This window comes from Microbacterium sp. 4R-513 (assembly GCF_011046485.1).
GTDB lineage: Bacteria > Actinomycetota > Actinomycetes > Actinomycetales > Microbacteriaceae > Microbacterium.
In genome coordinates, this window is record NZ_CP049256.1 from 590,548 (window position 1) to 609,846 (window position 19,299).

17 protein-coding genes are annotated in these 19,299 nt (G+C 69.6%); 5 read left to right on the top strand and 12 right to left on the bottom strand.

Features of this window, described 5'->3' with window-relative positions; genetic code table 11:
• Positions 1-62: 62 nt before the first annotated feature.
• From G5T42_RS02570 to G5T42_RS02605, 8 genes are all read right to left on the bottom strand, one after another.
• Complete coding sequence (locus G5T42_RS02570) at positions 63-1,178, bottom strand: hypothetical protein (RefSeq protein WP_165125030.1); 1,116 nt, start codon at positions 1,176-1,178, stop codon at positions 63-65.
• Between the two features lie 17 nt (positions 1,179-1,195).
• Positions 1,196-2,779, bottom strand: a complete 1,584-nt coding sequence (guaA, locus tag G5T42_RS02575; protein WP_165125033.1) for a glutamine-hydrolyzing GMP synthase — start codon at positions 2,777-2,779, stop codon at positions 1,196-1,198.
• 13 nt (positions 2,780-2,792) lie between these two features.
• Positions 2,793-3,308 (bottom strand): DUF3817 domain-containing protein, encoded by a 516-nt coding sequence (locus G5T42_RS02580; protein ID WP_165125036.1) that lies wholly within the window; start codon positions 3,306-3,308, stop codon positions 2,793-2,795.
• Between the two features lie 10 nt (positions 3,309-3,318).
• Positions 3,319-4,215, bottom strand: coding sequence for an SURF1 family protein (locus tag G5T42_RS02585; protein WP_241245932.1), 897 nt, complete (start codon positions 4,213-4,215; stop codon positions 3,319-3,321).
• Positions 4,212-5,330, bottom strand: coding sequence for a GuaB3 family IMP dehydrogenase-related protein (locus G5T42_RS02590; protein ID WP_165130052.1), 1,119 nt, complete (start codon positions 5,328-5,330; stop codon positions 4,212-4,214). Before G5T42_RS02590 ends, G5T42_RS02585 begins: the two co-directional genes overlap by 4 nt.
• A gap of 225 nt (positions 5,331-5,555) precedes the next feature.
• Entirely contained in the window at positions 5,556-7,244 is a 1,689-nt protein-coding gene (locus tag G5T42_RS02595) for an ATP-binding cassette domain-containing protein (RefSeq protein WP_165125039.1), read from the bottom strand.
• Positions 7,245-7,337: 93 nt separating this feature from the next.
• Complete coding sequence (locus G5T42_RS02600; protein WP_165125042.1) at positions 7,338-7,622, bottom strand: DUF2277 domain-containing protein; 285 nt, start codon at positions 7,620-7,622, stop codon at positions 7,338-7,340.
• A 40-nt stretch (positions 7,623-7,662) separates the two neighbouring features.
• Positions 7,663-8,304, bottom strand: coding sequence for a TetR/AcrR family transcriptional regulator (locus G5T42_RS02605; protein ID WP_165125045.1), 642 nt, complete (start codon positions 8,302-8,304; stop codon positions 7,663-7,665).
• Between the two features lie 82 nt (positions 8,305-8,386).
• Here G5T42_RS02605 and G5T42_RS02610 point away from each other — a divergent pair, with 82 nt between their 5' ends.
• Entirely contained in the window at positions 8,387-9,847 is a 1,461-nt protein-coding gene (locus G5T42_RS02610; RefSeq protein ID WP_165125048.1) for a DHA2 family efflux MFS transporter permease subunit, read from the top strand.
• A 27-nt stretch (positions 9,848-9,874) separates the two neighbouring features.
• Here G5T42_RS02610 and G5T42_RS02615 read toward each other — a convergent pair whose 3' ends face one another.
• From G5T42_RS02615 to guaB, 3 genes are all read right to left on the bottom strand, one after another.
• Entirely contained in the window at positions 9,875-10,513 is a 639-nt protein-coding gene (locus tag G5T42_RS02615) for a TMEM175 family protein (protein WP_165125051.1), read from the bottom strand.
• Between the two features lie 143 nt (positions 10,514-10,656).
• Positions 10,657-11,517 (bottom strand): DUF559 domain-containing protein, encoded by an 861-nt coding sequence (locus tag G5T42_RS02620; RefSeq protein ID WP_165125054.1) that lies wholly within the window; start codon positions 11,515-11,517, stop codon positions 10,657-10,659.
• Positions 11,518-11,722: 205 nt separating this feature from the next.
• Positions 11,723-13,225 carry an IMP dehydrogenase gene (guaB, locus tag G5T42_RS02625; RefSeq protein WP_165125057.1) on the bottom strand — a complete coding sequence of 501 codons (1,503 nt, stop codon included), beginning with the start codon at positions 13,223-13,225 and terminating at the stop codon, positions 11,723-11,725.
• A gap of 292 nt (positions 13,226-13,517) precedes the next feature.
• Here guaB and G5T42_RS02630 point away from each other — a divergent pair, with 292 nt between their 5' ends.
• From G5T42_RS02630 to G5T42_RS02645, 4 genes are all read left to right on the top strand, one after another.
• Positions 13,518-14,846 carry a branched-chain amino acid ABC transporter permease gene (locus G5T42_RS02630; protein ID WP_165125060.1) on the top strand — a complete coding sequence of 443 codons (1,329 nt, stop codon included), beginning with the start codon at positions 13,518-13,520 and terminating at the stop codon, positions 14,844-14,846.
• Between the two features lie 2 nt (positions 14,847-14,848).
• Positions 14,849-15,826: a branched-chain amino acid ABC transporter permease gene (locus G5T42_RS02635; protein ID WP_165125063.1), complete on the top strand. Its 978-nt coding sequence runs from the start codon at positions 14,849-14,851 to the stop codon at positions 15,824-15,826.
• 256 nt (positions 15,827-16,082) lie between these two features.
• Complete coding sequence (locus G5T42_RS02640; RefSeq protein WP_206535744.1) at positions 16,083-16,958, top strand: ABC transporter ATP-binding protein; 876 nt, start codon at positions 16,083-16,085, stop codon at positions 16,956-16,958.
• Entirely contained in the window at positions 16,955-17,725 is a 771-nt protein-coding gene (locus G5T42_RS02645) for an ABC transporter ATP-binding protein (protein ID WP_165125066.1), read from the top strand. Before G5T42_RS02640 ends, G5T42_RS02645 begins: the two co-directional genes overlap by 4 nt.
• A gap of 260 nt (positions 17,726-17,985) precedes the next feature.
• On the opposite strand, the gene G5T42_RS02650 is transcribed toward G5T42_RS02645, so the two are convergent.
• Entirely contained in the window at positions 17,986-19,248 is a 1,263-nt protein-coding gene (locus G5T42_RS02650) for an ABC transporter substrate-binding protein (RefSeq protein ID WP_165125069.1), read from the bottom strand.
• Positions 19,249-19,299: the final 51 nt, after the last annotated feature.

A 19,299-nucleotide genomic window follows, 5' to 3' on the forward strand; every position in this document is an offset into this window, starting at 1 on the left:
TGGGCGGCGCGCGGGCCGAGGCGTCGGGCAGGTCCCTGAGGCCGGCGCGTCGGTCTCGAGCGTCAGGCCGGGGCGTCGCCGGAGTCGATGGGCTGGGGCTTCACGCCGAGCTGCCCGTACCAGTCGCGGACCGCCTGCCGTTGGGCATCGGAGCAGACCTGGCCGTAGCCGATGCTGACGTCCCAGTACTGGTAGCCGCTGACCCAGATGCGGTGGTCGAGGGTCCAGCCGTCGAGGAAGGTGAGCGCGAAGCAGTCGGCCATGACCTCGTGGTCGCCGTCGAAAGCCGGGAGGACGGCGGCCGTGGCATCCGGATTCGTGAACTGCAGCACGTGCGCGAACTCGTGGTACGCGATGCCGGTCCGCAGCTCGTCGGTCATGTACGGCAGCTGGTCGCCCGCCGCATCGAAGTGCACGAGGTAGGGGTCGTTCCCGAACACGCAGCCGAGAACCGAGTCGTCGCTGCTGCTGCACGTCTTCTGATCGAGCACGGAGCGGACGAAGCCGCGGCCGAGGCTGTCGATCACCGACTCGTACGTCGACCCCGTCGCGTTGGAGGCCGCATCCTGCCGCGCGGTGGCCAGGATCGTCTCGAGGTCGGCGGCCGCCTGCCGGACGCCCTGCGTGTCGTCCTCGACCTTGTCACCGTCCCAGCGATGCCGCCACGCGCGCTCGGCGAGCACCTGGTACTCGTGCCACGGGACGATCGAGCCGGTGAGCACCCCGTCGAACTCCGCGGCGGTGCCGAGGAGCCCGGACATCGCCGCGCCGAACTCCTCCTTCTTGTCGATGAGCTCCTTCTGCTTCTCGATCTCGTCCTGCTGGTTCGAGATCTTCTCGCGCTGGTCCGCGATCCGCTCCCGAGCCTCGAGGAACTGCACCGTGAGCCAAGCTCCTGCCGCGAGCACGAGGACGAGAAGGATGCCGAGCACCCAGGCCGCGACGACTGCGCCCCGGGATCGGCGGACCGGTGCCGCCCCGGACGCCGGCGGGGCCGATTCACCGGCTGTCTGCCCGGCGACGGGTTCACCGGCCGGAGGCGTGGAGAGGGCTTCACCGGTCGGCGGAGCGCCGACGGGCTCACCGGCCGGAGCCGCGCCCGGCTCAGCGTACGACGGCTCGTCTCCCGAGACGGGAGGCCCGGGCGGATCCGCCGCGGGAGGAGGCTGCTCGTCCATCGCGCCGTCCCTTCAGCTCACTCCCACTCGATGGTCCCCGGGGGCTTCGACGTCACGTCGAGCACGACGCGGTTGATGTCGCGCACCTCGTTGGTGATGCGGTTGGAGATCTTCGAGAGCACGTCGTAGGGCAGCCGCGTCCAGTCGGCCGTCATCGCGTCCTCCGACGAGACGGGGCGCAGCACGATCGGGTGGCCGTAGGTGCGGCCGTCGCCCTGTACGCCTACGGAGCGGACGTCGGCGAGCAGCACCACCGGGCACTGCCAGATCTCTCCGTCGAGCCCCGCCTTGCTCAGCTCCTCGCGGGCGATGGCGTCGGCATCCTGCAGAATCGCGAGGCGGTCAGCGGTGACCTCACCCACGATCCGGATGCCGAGGCCGGGGCCCGGAAACGGCTGGCGCGACACGATCACCTCGGGAAGGCCGAGCTCGCGCCCGATCGCGCGGACCTCGTCCTTGAAGAGCGTCCGCAGGGGCTCGACGAGCTCGAACTGCAGGTCCTCGGGCAGTCCGCCCACGTTGTGGTGCGACTTGATGTTCGCCGTGCCCGTGCCGCCGCCGGACTCGACGACGTCCGGGTACAGCGTGCCCTGCACGAGGAAACGGATCGGCTCGCCGTCGGCCGCCGCCTCGGCGACGAGGTCGCGCTCGGCGGCCTCGAAGGTGCGGATGAACTCGCGGCCGATGATCTTGCGCTTCTGCTCGGGATCGGAGACCCCGGCGAGCGCCGTGAGGAACTGCTCGCGCGCGTCGATCGTGACGAGGCGCACACCGGTCGAGGCGACGTAGTCGTTCTCGACCTGCTCGCGCTCGCCCTTGCGGAGGAGGCCGTGGTCGACGAACACGCACACGAGCTGGTCGCCGACTGCCTTGTGCACGAGGGCCGCCGCGACGGCGGAGTCGACGCCGCCCGACAGCGCGCAGAGCACCCGGCCGCTGCCGACCTGCTCGCGGATGCGGTCAACCTGCTCGGCGATGACGTTGCCGCTGTTCCAGTCGGCGGGGAGTCCCGCCGCCCTGTGCAGGAAGTTCTCGATGACGCGCTGCCCGTGGTCGGAATGCTTGACCTCGGGATGCCACTGCACGCCGTACAAGCGGCGCTCATCGCTTCCGAACGCGGCGACGGGCGTGGCGGTCGTCGACGCCAGCACGTCGAAGCCCTCGGGTGCCCGCGAGACCTGGTCGCCGTGGCTCATCCAGACGTTCTGCTCGGCGGGCTGCCCGGCCAGGAGCACTCCGCCGTCGCCCGAGACCGAGGCATCCGTCGCCCCGTACTCCCGCAGGCCGGTGTTCGCGACCTCGCCGCCGAGCGCCTGCGCCATGACCTGGAAGCCGTAGCAGATGCCCAGGGTCGGCACACCGAGGTCGAAGACGCCCTCGTCGAGTGCCGGAGCCCCTTCTTCGTACACCGACGACGGACCGCCGGAGAGGATGATGCCGACGGGGTTCTTCGCCGCGATGTCGGAGGCCGACGCCGTGTGCGGGACGATCTCGCTGTACACGCCGGCTTCGCGCACGCGGCGGGCGATCAGCTGCGCGTACTGCGCGCCGAAGTCGACGACGAGGACGGGGCGCTGGGAGGTCTCGGTCTGCTCGGTCAACGGGTGCTTTCTGTCAGATGAGCGGCTTGTCGTGCTGCTCGGTCGGGATCGCCTGCGTGAGCGTCGAGTGCTTCGCGAGCTCATGGGTCGCTTCGGAGGCCTCGCGCTCGGCGAGGTAGCGCTTGACCTCGCGGGCGACGCGCGCCTCGAGGAAGAAGGAGAGGAACGGCACGATGCCGCCGGCTGCGAGCAGTAGGAACCGCGCGAAGTGCCAGCGCATGAGGCTCCACACGCGGAAGCACGAGAAGAGGTACACGACGTAGAACCAGCCGTGCGCCACGAGGATGCCGAGCGACAGGTTGAAGCCGTCGCCCGTCGACTCGTGCCCGGTGGGGCCCTCGATCACGGGTGCGAACCAGAGGAAACCGCCCGACCCGCCGAGGAAGAGCTCGTACCCGAGCGCGTACTTGACGAGCATCTCGGCGCACAGGAGCAGCAGCATCGTGCCCGTGATGATCGAGCAGACCTGGTAGAACCGCAGCGCACCGCGGATCGCCGGGAACGAGGCGAGTTTGGGAGCGGCGGGCATGGGCTCCAGTTTAGCGGCCGGATGCCTCGTCCCCGCCCGTGCCCGAGGCGGTGACGGATGCCTCGGCCTTGGCGTCCTCGATCTCCTCGACCTCCTTCTCCCACGCGTCCTTCGCGAGGCGGTACCAGAGGTAGAAGGCGAAGCCGGCGAAGACCGCCCACTCGATCGCGTAGAAGATGTTGAGCCAATTGATCCGCGAGCCCTCGTCGGGCGGCGGGGAGTGGATGTCGAGCAGCAGCGACGGCGCCGTCTCGGACGCGATGTACTGACGGTAGACGTCGAGCCCCTCGACGTCGTGCCACTGGCTGAGGAGGGCCGCCGGCGACATCCGCGTCATCGTCTGCGGGTCGCTCCCCCGCGGCGGAGGCAGCGGACCCTCGTCGGCGATGAGGCGCCCCGTGACCCTCACGGGCTCGGGGTTCGCCGCGGAGGCGTCGAAGTCCAGCCGGTCGACCGCGTTCTGCGCCTTCTCGCGGGTCGCCGCCCAGCCGAGCGCGACGGCGACGGAGGTCGGAGCTGGGGCATCGATGCGCAGCTGCCCCGTGACCCAGTACCCCTCGACGCCCTCGTTGTAGCGCGACTCGACGATCAGGAAATCGCCGGGCACCCACCGTCCCGTGGTCTCGACGAGCTGCCCGACGAGCGGCTCGGGGAGGTACTCCCCGGGGGTGGTCACTTCGTTGAGCGGACGCAGCACCTCGGTCGCACCGGGCGGTGTCGGATCGGTGTCGATCGCCCGCCCGAGCTGCCACTGGCCGAGCCATGCGAAGACGCCGGCGACGACGAGGCAGAGACCGAGCATCGCGATCCAGCGCGGACGCAGCATGACCTCGCGCAGGGTCGGCGTGAAGACCTCGGGCTCGATGTCCGGGCTCGGAGCCGGGGAGAGGGGAGGAAGCGAGCTCATCCGCCGCTGTAGGGCGCGACGACGACCTCGACGCGCTGGAACTCCTTGAGGTCGGAGTACCCCGTCGTCGCCATGGACTTGCGCAGGGCTCCGATGAGATTGGCCGTGCCGTCGGCGACGGGTGCGGGGCCGTAGAGCACCGACTCGAGGTCGACGAGCTGCTCGACCTTCATGCGGTGGCCGCGCGGGAGCCGCGAGTGGTGCGCCTCGGGACCCCAGTGGAAGCCCTGACCAGGGGCATCCGTCGCCCGCGCGAGCGCGACGCCGAGCATGACGGCGTCGGCGCCCATCGCGAGCGCCTTGACGATGTCGCCCGAGGTGCCCACGCCGCCGTCGGCGATGACGTGCACGTAGCGGCCGCCCGACTCGTCGAGGTAGTCGCGCCGTGCGCCGGCGACGTCGGCGACGGCGGTCGCCATGGGGGCGTGCAGACCGAGGGTCGCGCGGGTCGTGGATGCCGCGCCCCCGCCGAACCCGACGAGCACACCCGCAGCGCCGGTGCGCATGAGGTGGAGGGCGGCCGTGTAGGTGGCGGCGCCGCCGACGATCACGGGGACGTCGAGGTCGTAGATGAACTTCTTGAGGTTGAGCGGCTGGTCGACCGACGACACGTGCTCGGCGGACACCGTCGTGCCGCGGATGACGAAGAGGTCGACGCCCGCCGCGACGACGGTCTCGTACAGCTCCTGCGTGCGCTGCGGCGTGAGAGCGCCGGCGACGGTGACCCCCGCCGCGCGGATCTCGGCGAGGCGATCGCGCACGAGCTCGGCCTTGATCGGCTCGGAGTAGAGCTCCTGCATCCGGGCCGTGGCTGCCGAGTCCGGCATGGAGGCGATCTCGGCGAGCAGCGGCTCGGGGTCGTCGTAGCGCGTCCACAGACCCTCGAGGTCGAGCACGCCGAGACCGCCGAGCTGGCCGAGCATGATCGCCGTGCGGGGGCTCATGACCGAGTCCATCGGGGCGCCGAGCACGGGGATCGCGAACTGGAATGCGTCGATCGACCACGCGGTCGAGACGTCCTCGGGATTGCGCGTGCGCCGCGAGGGCACCACCGCGATGTCATCGAACGCGTACGCCCGGCGGGCGCGCTTCGCGCGGCCGAGCTCGATGTCCATGCTCACCCCTCCAGCCTAGTCCGCGCGGGTTGCGGCCCCCGTGGCGCCCCTAGCCCTGGTCGCTGGGCTTGTCGAAGCGTCGGAGACCGGGCCGACGTCCCCCGCCGACCGCAGTTCGACCCCTAGCCAGTGCACAACGGCGGATGATGTGCCTGACACGCCGGGGCGCCACCGGCGCGTCGCACACTTTCTCCGCCGTTGTGCACGAGGCGAGGACCGGTGAGGTCAGCGGGCGCGGGCGACGCGGCCCTCGTCCCAGACGGGCTCGGGCGTCTCGCGCACGCGGCCGTCTGCTCCGAAGACCAAGAACCGGTCGAAGGAGCGGGCGAACCAGCGGTCGTGCGTCACGGCGACGACGGTCCCCTCGAACCGGGCGAGGGCATCCTCGAGAGCCTCGGCTGAGACGAGGTCGAGGTTGTCGGTCGGCTCGTCGAGGAGCAGCAGCGTCGCACCCGAGAGCTCGAGCAGGAGGATCTGGAAGCGGGCCTGCTGGCCGCCCGACAGGGTGTCGAACGACTGCTCGGCCTGCCGGATGAGTCCGTAGCGGTCGAGGGCGGAGCTCGCGGCATCCCGAGGCATCCCGGACCGCTCGTCGTCACCGCGATGCAGGATGTCGAGCAGCGTCCTCCCCGAGAACTCGGGGTGGCGGTGGGTCTGCGCGAACCAGCCGGGCACGACGCGCGCGCCGAGGATCGCCCGGCCCGTATGCGGCACGGGCTCCAGCGACCCGCCGACGGTCGTCAGGTGGCCGAGGCGCCCGTCGGGGTCGGTGCCGCCCCGGGCGAGAAGGCGCAGGAAGTGCGACTTTCCCGATCCGTTCGAGCCCAGCACCGCGATGCGGTCGCCGAACCACACCTCGAGGTCGAACGACTGCATGAGGCCCGTGAGCTCGAGGGCCTCGGCGACGACGACGCGTTTGCCGGTGCGCGATCCGCGGAGCCGGAGCGCGAGCTCCTGCTCGGGCGGGCGCTCCTCGGGCGGCCCCGCGTCTTCGAAGCGCCGCAGCCGCGTCTGGGCGGCCCGGTACCGTGAGGCGAAGCCGTCGTTGGCGGCGGCCTTGACCTTCAGGTCCGCCACGAGGGCCTTGAGCTTCGCGTGCTGCTCATCCCAGCGGCGACGGAGCTCGTCGAGGCGCAGCATCCTGTCCTCACGTGCCTGGTGGTACGTCGCGAACCCGCCGCCGTGCACCCAGGCCGAGCTGCCGGCGGGGCTGGCCTCGAGTGTGACGAGGCGGTCGGCGCCGCGCGCGAGCAGTTCGCGGTCGTGCGACACGAGCAGCACGGTCTTCGGCGTCTCGCGCAGCCGGTCTTCGAGCCAGCGCTTGCCCGGGACATCGAGGTAGTTGTCGGGCTCGTCGAGCAGCAGCACCTCGTCGGGTCCCCGGAGCAGCGCCTCGAGCGCGAGCCGCTTCTGCTCGCCGCCCGAGAGGGTCGACAGCTCGCGGAACCGCGCGCGGGAGTACGGGATGCCGAGTGCCGCCGTCGTGCAGGTGTCCCAGACCGTCTCGTGCTCATACCCGCCGGCCTCGGCGTAGTCGGCGAGCGCCGTCGCGTAACGCATCTGGGTCTCGAGGTCGTCGTGCTCGATCATCGCGTTCTCGGACGCCTCGAGTTCGCGCGCCGCCCGCGCGATGCGGTCCGGCGCGACCGCGACGAGGAGGTCCTGCACCGTCTGGTCGGCGCCGCCGTGACCGATGAACTGGTCCATCACACCGAGGCCGCCGCCGATCGAGATCGAACCCTGATCGGGGGCGATCTCGCCGCGGATCATGCGCAGGAGCGTCGTCTTGCCGGCGCCGTTCGCGCCGATGAGCGCGGTCGTCGAGCCCTCGCCGACCCGGAACGACACGTCGTCGAGCAGCTGCCGCCCGTCGGGCAGCGCGAAAGAGACGCCGTTGACGTCGATATGCCCCACGTTGGTTCTCCGTCCGCCCCGGTGCGCACGGAGCCGACCAGCCTATCGCGCGACGACCGCGGCGTGCCCGCGGCGTCGGTCACGCGGCGTCGGTCAGGCGGCGGGCGCGGCGTAGCGGCCGGACTTCAGGGCGCGGGCACGGGCCTTCTCGGCCTCTTCTTCCCGGTTCTTGGGCGGAACCGTCGCCACGAGGTCCTGCAGCAGGTGCTGCGTGATGTGCGCGATCTCGTGCACCGCCCGGTCGAAGGCCTCCTGGTTGGCCTTGGAGGGCTTGGTCGTGCCCGAGATCTTGCGGACGTACTGGAGCGCCGCGGCCTGCACCTCGTCGCTGGTCGCGGCGGGCTCGAAATTGTGGAGGTTGTGGATGCTGCGGCACATGCCCCCGACGATACGCCGGGGTCCGGTCAGCCGACCAGGGTCACCAGGGCTCGTTGCCCCGCGGCGCGATGTCGAGGATGTGCGGCAGCTCGGTCGGGAAGCAGGCGCGGAAGAGCTCGGTGATGCTCGGATCGGAGCCGTAGTCGTCGACGAGCCGCATGCCGATCATCACGTTGATGAGCATGCCCTCGGCGAGGAACTTGCGCGCTTCGTCGGCATCGAGCCCTGCCTCGTCGCGGAAGAAGCGCCAGACCTGGGCGAACCCGCGCCGGGCGGCCGCGCCGATCACCGGGTGCCCGCCGAGCAGCCACGCGTGCGACAGCGTCTGATGCAGCCCGCGCACGTTGAGCAGCTCGACGTAGGCCTCGCCGATCCGCTTCGAGACGGGTCGGTCGGATGCCTCGTCCTCGGCGAGCGCGAGGCGGAAGACGCGCATGAGCTCGTCGAGCGACGCCTGCATCGCGGCGAGGAAGAGGCTCTCCTTCGATCCGAAGAGCCGCACGACGTACGGCTGGCTGACACCTGCGGTCCGAGCGACGTCGTCGGTCGTCGTCCCCTCGTATCCCCGGGCGCCGAACACCGCGATCGCGGCCGTGACGATCTGCTCCCGGCGCTCCTCCGAGCTCATCCGCCGTGCTGTCTCGGGTCGCGACGCCGTCGTCGTCTCCTGATTCGCGCTCATGCTTGACATGTTATCAGTCGATTACTACATTGATCCTCGTCTTAGTAATCATCCGATTACAACCAACCCGAAGGAGCTATCGATGAGCGACGTCCTCACCTCCCCCGCGACGCGGCGGCGAGCCTTCGGGCTCGTCGTGGCCGCGGCATCCGTCCCCATGTTCATGGCCACCCTCGACAACCTCGTGATGACCAACGCGCTGCCGGTCCTGCACACCGAGCTCGGAGCGAGCGTCGAGCAGCTGCAGTGGTTCGTCAACGCGTACACGCTCGCCTTCGCGAGCGCGATCCTCATCGCATCGGCTCTCGGCGACCGGTTCGGCCGTCGCACGGTCTTCATCGCGGGCATCGCGATCTTCGGCGTCGGATCGGTGCTGGCGGCTCTCAGCACCGACCCGACGCAGCTGATCGCGGCGCGGGCCCTTCAGGGCTTCGGCGGGGCGGGGGTCATGCCCCTCTCGCTCGCCCTCATCTCCGGCGGGGTCGCTCCCGAGCGCCGTCCCCTCGCGATCGGCATCTGGGGCGGCATCTCGGGACTCGGAGTCGCCGTCGGCCCGCTCGTCGGCGGAGCCGTCATGGAGGGCTGGAACTGGCAGGCGATCTTCTGGATCAACGTCCCGGTCGCGATCATCGCGATCCCGTTCGCCTTCTTCGCGCTGAACAACGACTTCGGCGCCCGCGCCCGCATCGATGTGGTCGGGGCCGTTCTCGCAGCCGTCGGCGTTCTGGCCCTCGTCCACGCGATCGTCCGCGGCAACGACGACGGCTGGTCGTCGTTCTCCGTCATCGCCGAGATCGTCGCCGGCACGGCGCTGCTCGTCGCGTTCGTGCTCTGGCAGCTGCGGGCGAAGGCTCCGCTGGTGCCGCTGCGGCTCTTCCGCGACCGGTCGTTCACCCTCACCAACATCGTGGGCTTCGGATTCAGCTTCGGCACGTTCGGCGCCGTGTTCATCCTCATCCAGTACATGCAGGTCGTGCAGGGCTCGACGCCGCTCGAGGCCGCCGTGCAGACGACCCCGTGGACGCTCGCGCCCATGTTCGTCGCCCCCATCGCGGGCATCATCGCGCCCCGCGTCGGCACCCGCCTGCTCATGCTCACGGGTCTCGTGCTGCAGGGCGTCGCGCTCGCCTGGATCGGCCTCACGATGTCGGCGACCCTCGACTACGCCCAGCTCGTCGCGCCGTTCATCCTCGCCGGCGTCGGCATGGGGCTGGTCTTCGCGCCGTCCGCCACGGCGCTCCTCGCTACCCTCGGCATGCTCGACCACGCGAAGGCGTCGGGCGTGAACTCCACCGTCCGCGAGATCGGCATCGCCCTCGGCACGGCGGTCATGACCGCGATCTTCCTCGGCGCGGGGGGCGCGCTGCAGCCCGATCTCTACGTCGACGCGGCGCGGCCGGCCGTGCTCACGGGTGCTGTGGTGCTCTTCGCGGCCGCGGTCGCGGCACTCTGGCTCCCGTCGGGCCGAGCGGTCGCCGGCGATGAGAAGGCGACGGATGCCGCGGCATCCGTCCCCTCGGGCAAGGAGCTCGTCGGGGCCTGACTCACAGGCGCGCGAAGGGGCGGGGGCTCAGGCTCCCGCCCCTTCTCGCGCGCCTCCGCGGCGCTGGAGGAAGCGGGTGAACGGCTCGTTGAGCACGAAGACGAGGAACGCCCACGAGCCGACCCAGGGAGCGAGCACGACCGCCACGAGCGCGAAGATGACGGCGCTCAGGCCGCCGAGGCTCTGTCGGCGCGCGTTGTCGCGGGCATCCTCCTCGAGCAGGTGCCCGCCGCGCGCGGCGGCCCAGGCGTAGGACAGATACCCGAGCAGCGCCGCGAAGAAGAAGTTGATCGGGAGCAGCATCCGTCCCGCGTAGAACTCGGAGTACTCCGAGACGAGGCTCGTCGTGAAGGGGATCAGCACGATGAAGAGCAGGCGGAGGTTGTTGAGCCAGAGCATGGGGGAGTCGACCCGCCCGATGTCGCGCCACTGCTGCAGATGGATGGTCCAGAGCATGCTCAGCAGGAGGAAGCTGACCGCGAAGGCGACGAAGTTGTCCGACATGTCGACGAGCGACGCCCACATCTGATCGTCCGTCTTGAGCCTGCCGAAGCCCTTCGTCGTGAGGTCGAGCACGAGCAGGGTCGCCGCGATCGCGAAGACCCCGTCGGTATACGCCTCGACCCGTGTCGTCGCGTACGTGCGCGCCCCCCGACCGTCCGCCATGACGACAGGGTAGCGAGGCGGCGGCTCGGCGCTTGCAGTTCGGCGCCTCGACCCGTCCGAGGTTCGGAGATTCGCGCGAACTTCGCACGCCCTGCGGTAGAACGTCCGAACTTCGTGCGAAACTCCGAGGTTCGTGCAGCCGCTCACCGCGCGGCGTGCAGTCCCAGGGCGAGCGCTCGGCGGATTGTCGCCTCGACAGTCGGCCAGTCGTGGACGATCTGGGCGTAGCTGAAGCGGAGCACGGTGTAGCCGCGCAGTCGGAGCTCGGCGTCGTGAGCGATGTCGCGCGTGCGGTCAGCGCTGGCCGAGTGGAACTCGAACCCGTCGATCTGCAGGACGAGGAGGTCGCCGACGAGCGCGTCGACGAAGCGTCCGGCGATCTTCACCTGTTGCCGCACTCGCAGGCCCGACCGGGCGAGCGGCGCGACGACGAGAGTCTCGAGCCCCGAGTCGGACAGGCCCGTGACGATGTGCGCGAGTTCCCGGGCAGCAGGACCGCGCCACCGAACCGCACGCAGGTACTCCGGCGCGAGGCCCTCCTTGCGGGCCGCCGACTCCCAGAGGACTCGTGCCACGTCGGGCGGCTGGCACACCGCGATATGGGCCAACGCGTCTTCGACGGTGCCCTCGAGTGCGCGTCCGGGCGTCGGCGCCACGGGTTGAGTCCAGTGCAGCACACCATCCCAGCCGGGACCGAGGCCGGCGGACCCGGCGGCGGGCCGCAGGTGGAGATGCGGCCGGGCGTCAGCGGCCGGCGGGATCCACCATCCTCGTCGGCGCGCGAGCGCGATGCATGTGACGCGGCCGCCCGCGCGAGCGGCGAGCGCCAGATCCGGATCGGCGTCGGGCAGTGCGATCCAGGCGCGGCGGATGAGTGCGCCGCGACCGCGGCGGACGAAGTCGCGCAGCCGGGTGACGGGGATTCCGGCGCGGATCAGGGTGTCGCGATGCTCGATGCCGTTCCGCGCTCGGAGCCACTGCCCGATGCGTTCGTCCACGTCCATGCCGAGATCATGGGCTCGGCCGGGGCGCAGGCGCTCCGCGTCCGCTCACTCCGTGGAGTAGTGCGCCCCGCTATGGCCTGTCGAGGAGACGCGGAGGCGCGGCATCCGTCGACGAATCACGGAGATTCGCGCGAACTCCGGACCCACGAGCCGCAAAGGCCCGAAGTTCGTGCGGAACTCCGGAGTTCGTGCAGCGGACGGCGGCTCAGCGCTTGTAGTTCGGCGCCTCGACGACGATCTGCACGTCGTGGGGGTGGGACTCCTTGAGCCCCGCGGCGGTGATGCGGACGAACTTGCCCTTGGCCTTCAGCTCGTCGATCGTGCGGGCGCCCACGTAGAACATCGACTGCCGCAGTCCGCCCACGAGCTGGTAGGCGACCGCAGACACGGGGCCGCGGTATGCGACCTGACCCTCGATCCCCTCGGGGATGAGCTTGTCGTCGCTCGGGACGTCGGCCTGGAAGTACCGGTCCTTCGAGTACGAAGTCTTCTTGCCGCGCGTCTGCAGTGCGCCGAGCGAGCCCATGCCGCGGTACTGCTTGAACTGCTTGCCGCCCTGGAAGACGATCTCGCCCGGCGACTCGTCGGTGCCCGCGAGGAGTGACCCGAGCATGACCGTGTCGGCGCCGGCGACGAGCGCCTTCGCGATGTCGCCCGAGTACTGCAGGCCGCCGTCGGCGATCACCGGGACGCCCGCCTCGCGCGCCGCGAGCGACGCCTCGTAGATCGCCGTGACCTGCGGCACGCCGACGCCCGCGACGACGCGCGTGGTGCAGATCGAGCCCGGCCCGACGCCGACCTTCACGGCATCCACACCCGCGTCGATGAGCGCCTGCGCGCCCTCGCGGGTGGCGACGTTGCCGCCGATGATGTCGATGTGCGCGAAGGATGCGTCGCCCTTGAGCCGGCGGACCATGTCGATGACACCCGCCGACTGGCCGTTGGCGGTGTCGACGACGATGACGTCGACACCCGCGTCGCGGAGGGCCTCGGCGCGCTGCCAGGCGTCGCCGAAGAAGCCGATGGCAGCGCCGACGCGGAGCCGGCCCTGCTCGTCCTTGGTGGCGAGGGGGTACTTCTCGCTCTTGTCGAAGTCCTTGATCGTGATGAGGCCTGCGAGCGTGCCGTCCTCGTCGATGAGGGGAAGCTTCTCGACCCGGTGCTGTGCGAAGAGCGCGATGACCTCGCCGGCGCTGATGCCCACGCGGCCGGTGACGAGGTTCTCGGTCGTCATGACGTCGCGGACCCGGGTCGTCTGGCGCTCGAAGCCCGACACGAAGCGCATGTCGCGGTTCGTCACGATGCCCACGAGGTGGTTCTGCGCGTCGACCACCGGCAGACCGGAGATGCGGTACTGCGCGCACAGCGCGTCGACCTCTTCGATCGTCGCGTCGGGCGTCGTCGTGATCGGGTCGGTGATCATCCCCGACTCGCTGCGCTTGACGCGGTCGACCATCGACGCCTGGTCCTCGATGGAGAGGTTGCGGTGGATGATGCCGATGCCGCCCTCGCGCGCGATCGCGATGGCGAGGCGGGCCTCGGTGACGGTGTCCATGGCGGCCGAGAGGAGCGGTGTCGCGACCGTGATGCGTCTCGTCACGCGCGAGGATGTGTCGGCCTCACTCGGGATGACGTCGGTGTGACCCGGCAGCAGCAGGACGTCGTCGTACGTGAGTCCGACGAAGCCGAAAGGGTCGTTGTGCTCCATGAAATCTCCTGCGCGCGGCGAGTGGCTCGGGGTGGACGACGTCGGCCGGTGCGCGGGAACGCGCCGTACTCGATTCTAAGCGGCGCAGGCTGGGAATCATTCCCGAGCAGGGCTTCCAACCCGGCCGACAGGAGGGATCGCACAAGTCTCCACAGCGGCTTGTGCGCGAAACACGCGCGACACATTACGCTCGTACCGTCGTTCATCACGGCCGATGCGACCCGGAAGCTTCGGTGCGCTGTGCCGGACGGGAGGTTCTGTGGGTCCTACGACTGTGACTGCGAGGCGCTCGATGCGCTGGGTGGTGGTCGTCGCGGGTGCGCTGCTTGCAGCCGCGATGGTCTTCTTCTCATCGCCCGCGGGTGCGTACGCGGCGGACGCGCCCGATACGCCGGGTGGTGATCAAGAGGCCACCGACTACTACTTCGGCGGCCGCATCGAGTTCGACGGCGACCCGGTCGCCGATGTGACGATCTCCGTGAAGGGCAACGGGTTCGAAGCCGAGACGGTGACGGATGCCGAGGGCCGCTGGCGCCTCTACGTCCCCGAGAAGGACGACTACGTCATCTCGGTCGACGAGGACACGCTGCCCGAAGGCGTCATCGTCGACCCGGCGCAGCTGCCCGAGAGCATGAAGCCGGTGTCGGGCACGACCGCCTCGTTCGAGGTGAGCTTCGGCCTCACGAACTCCGCGATCATCAACCTCTTCCTCGGCGAGGGCGAGAGGCAGACGCAGTCGTTCGTCGATCAGCTCCTCGTGCGCTTCATCAACGGTCTGAACTTCGGCCTCCTGCTGGCACTCGCCGCGATGGGCGCCGCCCTGATCTACGGCACGACGGGTCTGTCGAACTTCGCCCACGGCGAGATGGTGACGTGGGGCGCGCTGACGGCGCTGGTCTTCACGTCGTTCTGGGCCCTCCCGTTCTGGCTCGGCATCATCCTCGCGGTCGCGGCGGGAGCCCTGCTCGGGTTGGCACTCGACGCCGGGCTCTGGAGACCCCTGCGAAGAAAGGGCCTCGGCGTCATCCAGCTGATGATCGTCAGCATCGGCCTTTCGCTCGCGCTCCGGTACACCTTCCAGTTCTTCATCGGCGGCCGCACCTACCAGCTGCCCGGTGCGAGCCCCCAGCCGATCCAGCTCGGACCGATCTCGCTGTCCTACATCGACATGATCAGCATGGGCGTCTCGATCGTCGTGATCCTCGGCGTCGCCTACTTCCTCCTCGGCACGCGGATCGGAAAGGCCACCCGCGCCATCTCCGACAACCCGCAGCTCGCCTCGGCCTCGGGCATCAACGTCGACCGCGTGATCCGTATCGTCTGGATCCTCGCCGGCGCGCTCGCAGCCCTGTCGGGCATCCTGTGGGCGTACTTCCGACCAGGCGTCAAGTGGGACATGGGTACGCAGATGCTGCTGCTCATCTTCGCGGCGATCACGCTCGGCGGTCTGGGCACGGCGTTCGGCGCCCTCCTCGGCTCGCTCATCGTCGGCATCGTCGTCGAGATGTCGACCCTCTGGATCCCGTCCGACCTCAAGTACGCCGGAGCGCTCATCGTGCTGATCCTGATCCTGCTGATCAGACCCCAAGGTCTTCTCGGACGCAAAGAGAGGTTGGGTTAGCCATGGATTGGGGATCCATCTTCGGCAACACGCTGGGCTACCTCATCAGCCCGGTCACGATCGCCTACGCCCTCGCGGCCACGGGCCTCGCCGTCCACTTCGGCTTCGCGGGCCTGCTCAACTTCGGTATGGCCGGCTTCATGGCCCTCGGCGGCTACGGCTACGCGATCTCGATCCTGAGCTTCGGCGCCCCGTGGTGGCTCGGCATGATCATCGGCATGGTCATGGCGGCGCTGTTCGCCGTGCTCCTCGGCATCCCGACCCTGCGTCTGCGTGCCGACTACCTCGCCATCGTCACGATCGCCGCAGCCGAGATCGTGCGCCTGCTCTTCACGACGCAGGTGTTCGACGAGTGGACCAACTCGGCGGACGGCCTGGGCGGCTACCACGACAGCTTCCGGGCGGCGAACCCCTTCCCACCCGGGCAGTACGGCTTCGGCCCGTGGACGTTCAACGAGGTCGGCCTATGGGTGCGCGTCTTCGGTCTCATCCTGCTGGGTCTGTCGATCCTCCTGGTCTGGTCGCTCATGCGCAGCCCGTGGGGTCGGGTGCTCAAGGGCATCCGCGAAGACGAGGACGCCGTCCGCTCGCTCGGAAAGAACGTCTTCGCCTACAAGATGCAGGCCCTCGTCGTCGGTGGCGTCATCGGCGCACTCGGCGGAATCGTCTACGTCCTGCCCTCGGCGGTCGTCCCGTCGAGCTACACGACGGCCCTGACGTTCTTCGTGTGGACCTGTCTGCTCCTCGGCGGTGCCGCCACGATCCTGGGTCCGTCGCTCGGCGCCGTGATCTTCTGGCTCGTGATGGCGCTGCTCGGCAACCTGCTCCCCGACCTGGCGACGGCCGGCATCCTGCCCATCAGCGACATCCAGGCGGGCACGCTGCGCTTCATCCTCGTCGGTGTCGCGCTCATGCTCCTTGTGATCTTCCGTCCCCAGGGCATCCTCGGCGACAAGAGGGAGATGACCTTTGTCAAGTAACGACGTCCCCACGCCCGCTCCGGACCCGGATGCCCCGGCGCCCCGTCCGCACGAAGACCCGACGCCTCCGGACGTCGCCCGCGAGGCCGTGCCGAGCCCCGCTGCGCAGCCCGAGCCTGCGGCGGTGCCCGCGACGGCACCGGCGCCCGCGGTCCTCCGCGAGCCGGCGCCGGTGACCGGCAGCGTCCGTCGCCCGAAGACCTCGGGACTCGCGAAGGGCGAACCCGTCCCCGGTGTCGCGAAGGTCGACCCGATCATGGTGGTCGACAACGTCACCCGCCGGTTCGGCGGCCTCACCGCGGTCGACGTCGAGCACCTCGAGATCCCGAGGAACGCCATCACGGCGCTCATCGGGCCGAACGGCGCCGGCAAGACGACGCTGTTCAACCTCCTGTGCGGCTTCGACAAGCCCAACTCGGGCACGTGGGAGTTCGACGGCAAGCGACTGTCGGGCATCCCCGCCTTCAAGGTCGCCCGCATGGGTCAGGTCCGCACCTTCCAGCTGACGAAGGCGCTCTCGCTCCTCACAGTGCTCGAGAACATGAAGCTCGGAGCGACCGGTCAGCGCGGAGAGCGCTTCTGGACGAGCTTCCTGCCGGGCTTCTGGCGCTCGCAGGAGCGCGACAACGAGGCGAAGGCACGCGAGCTGCTCGCGCGGTTCAAGCTCGACGCGAAGGCCGACGATTTCGCGGCTTCGCTCTCGGGCGGACAGCGCAAGCTCCTCGAGATGGCTCGTGCGCTCATGAGCGACCCGACGTTCGTCATGCTCGACGAGCCGATGGCGGGCGTCAACCCGGCCCTCACCGAGTCGCTCCTCGACCACATCCTCGACCTGAAGGACCTCGGCATGACCGTGCTCTTCGTCGAGCACGACATGCACATGGTCCGCCACATCGCGGACTGGGTCGTCGTCATGGCCGAGGGCAGGGTCGTCGCCGAGGGGCCGCCGGACGCCGTCATGCAGGACCAGGCGGTCATCGACGCGTACCTCGGCAGCCACCAGGACGTCGACCTCGGCGTCGTCACGGGCCGCATCTCGGGCGAGCTGGGCGCCGAGGCGCAGGAGCTCCTCGAAGAGATCCGCGAAGAGCACGAGCTCTCGGACGAGGACGCAGAGAAGGAGACGCGATGAGCCTGCCCCAGGTGTCGGCCACCCAGGCCGCCAAGACGGACGACATCGTCGTCGAGATGAACGACGTCGTGGCGGGGTACCTCCCCGGCGTCAACATCCTCAACGGGGCGAACCTCGTCGCGCGCAAGGGTGAGCTGATCGGCATCATCGGCCCGAACGGCGCCGGCAAGTCGACGCTCCTCAAGGCGATCTTCGGTCTCGTCAAGGTGCGCGGCGGCGATATCACCGTCAACGGCGAGTCGATCGTCGGCCTCAACGCCGACAAGCTCGTGCAGCGCGGCGTCGCATTCGTCCCGCAGACGAACAACGTCTTCCCCTCGCTGTCCATCGAGGAGAACCTGCAGATGGGGCTGTACCAGAACCCCAAGATCTACAAGGAGCGCCTCGAGTTCGTCACCGGCATCTTCGCCGAGCTGGGCAAGCGGCTCAAGCAGCGCGCGGGCTCGCTGTCCGGCGGTGAGCGTCAGATGGTCGCGATGTCGCGCGCGCTCATGATGGATCCGTCGGTCGTGCTCCTCGACGAGCCCTCGGCGGGTCTGAGCCCCGTCCGTCAGGACGACGCGTTCATCCGCGTCTCCGACATCAACAAGGCGGGCGTCACGACGATCATGGTCGAGCAGAACGCGCGTCGCTGCCTGCAGATCTGCGACCGCGGCTACGTCCTCGACCAGGGCCGCGACGCCTACGAGGGCAGCGGTCGAGACCTGCTCAACGACCCGAAGGTCATCGGCCTCTACCTCGGCACCCTGGGAGCCGACGGGGTCTGACGACAGCACCTCATACGAGAAGAGCGGATGCCTCGGCATCCGCTCTTCTCGTTCGTCCGGCGCGTTTCGTCTGCGGCGCTGCGCGCCTTCGCTCAACGACCGGGGAACGGTCCGGCGCGTTTCGTCTGCGGCGCTCCGCGCCTCCGCTCAACGACCGCGGTTCTGCGGCGCTGCGCGCCTGCGCTCAACGACCGGGCGGCGCCGGAAGGGTGAGGGCCCCGGATCGCTCCGGGGCCCTCGAGTGCTTCAGCTGAACGGGGTCAGTTGATGCGCTTGTACATGTTGTCGGCACCGTACTGGTAGATGCCGATCGTGGCCTCGGTCGGGTCGCCGTTCTCGTCGAACGTGATCGGGCCCGAGTAGCCGTCGTAGTCGGCCGTGCCACCGCCGTTGATGATGTCGGCGCACTCGGCGAAGGTCTTGCACTTCTCGCCGTCGCCCGAACCGCCCGAGACCTCCTGCAGCTTCGCCGCGATGTCGGCGGCGTCGGTCGAGCCGGCTGCCAGCGACGCGAGGGCGAGGAGCACGACGGCGTCGTACGACTCACCCGCGTACGAGTAGTCCTCGAGCTCGGGGTTGCCCTCCGACACCCAGTTGTCGTTGACGCGCTTCTGGAAGTCGTCGTCGAGCTTCGGGCCGGGGAGCGTTCCCTTGGCACCCTCGAGCGGAACCGCCACGTCGGGGCCCCAGTTCTTGAGGTTGCCGTCGACCAGGTAGAAGTTCTCGGCCGCGATGCCGCCGTTGACCAGGAGCGGCGCGATCGTCGCGAACTGGTCGAAGGTGATCAGCACGACAGCGTCGGGGTTGGCGGCCAGGACCGTCTGCACCTGCGCGTCGAACGACGAGTCGCCGTCGTTGTACGAGGCCTCGGCGACGACCGTGCCGCCGGTGGACTCGAAGACGTCCTTCACGACGCCGTAGAGGCCCGTGCCGTAGGCGTCGTTCTGGTAGATGATGCCGATGTTCTCGTGGCCGTCCTCGGCGATCGTGTTCGCGAGGACCTCGCCCTGGAGCAGGTCGCTGGGGGCGGTGCGCCAGTAGAGGTTGTTGTCGTCCCACGTCGTGAAGTCGGGCGACGTGTTGGCGGGCGAGAAGGTGATGATGCCGGCGCTGACGTTGCTGTCGAGGAAGAGCTTCGTCACGCCCGACGCCGCGGCGCCGATCATGGCCGAGACGCCTTCGCTCTGCAGCTTCGGCACCGTCGTCTCGAACGCCTTGTTGTCGGCGTCACCCGAGTCGCCGAACGTGGCGTCGACAGTGACGCCCTTGGCGGCATCGTTGATCTCGGCGACGGCGAGCGAGACTCCGGCCTCCTCGGGCGGGCCGAGGAAGGCGAGGCTGCCGGTCTGCGGCAGAACCGTGCCGATCTTCAGGGTCTGCTCCTCCGCGGGGCCCGAGGGGGCCGCGGACGACGCACTACCCGTCCCACCGCCGGCGCAACCGGCCAGGACGAGGGCGCTAGCACCTGCGATAGCGAGTCCGGTGAGGACTCCGAGGGTGCGCGAGCGGGTCAAGACGCTCATGTTGCTCCTTGCTGTGATTGAACGCGGGCACGGCTCGGGCGCCGCCCCAGT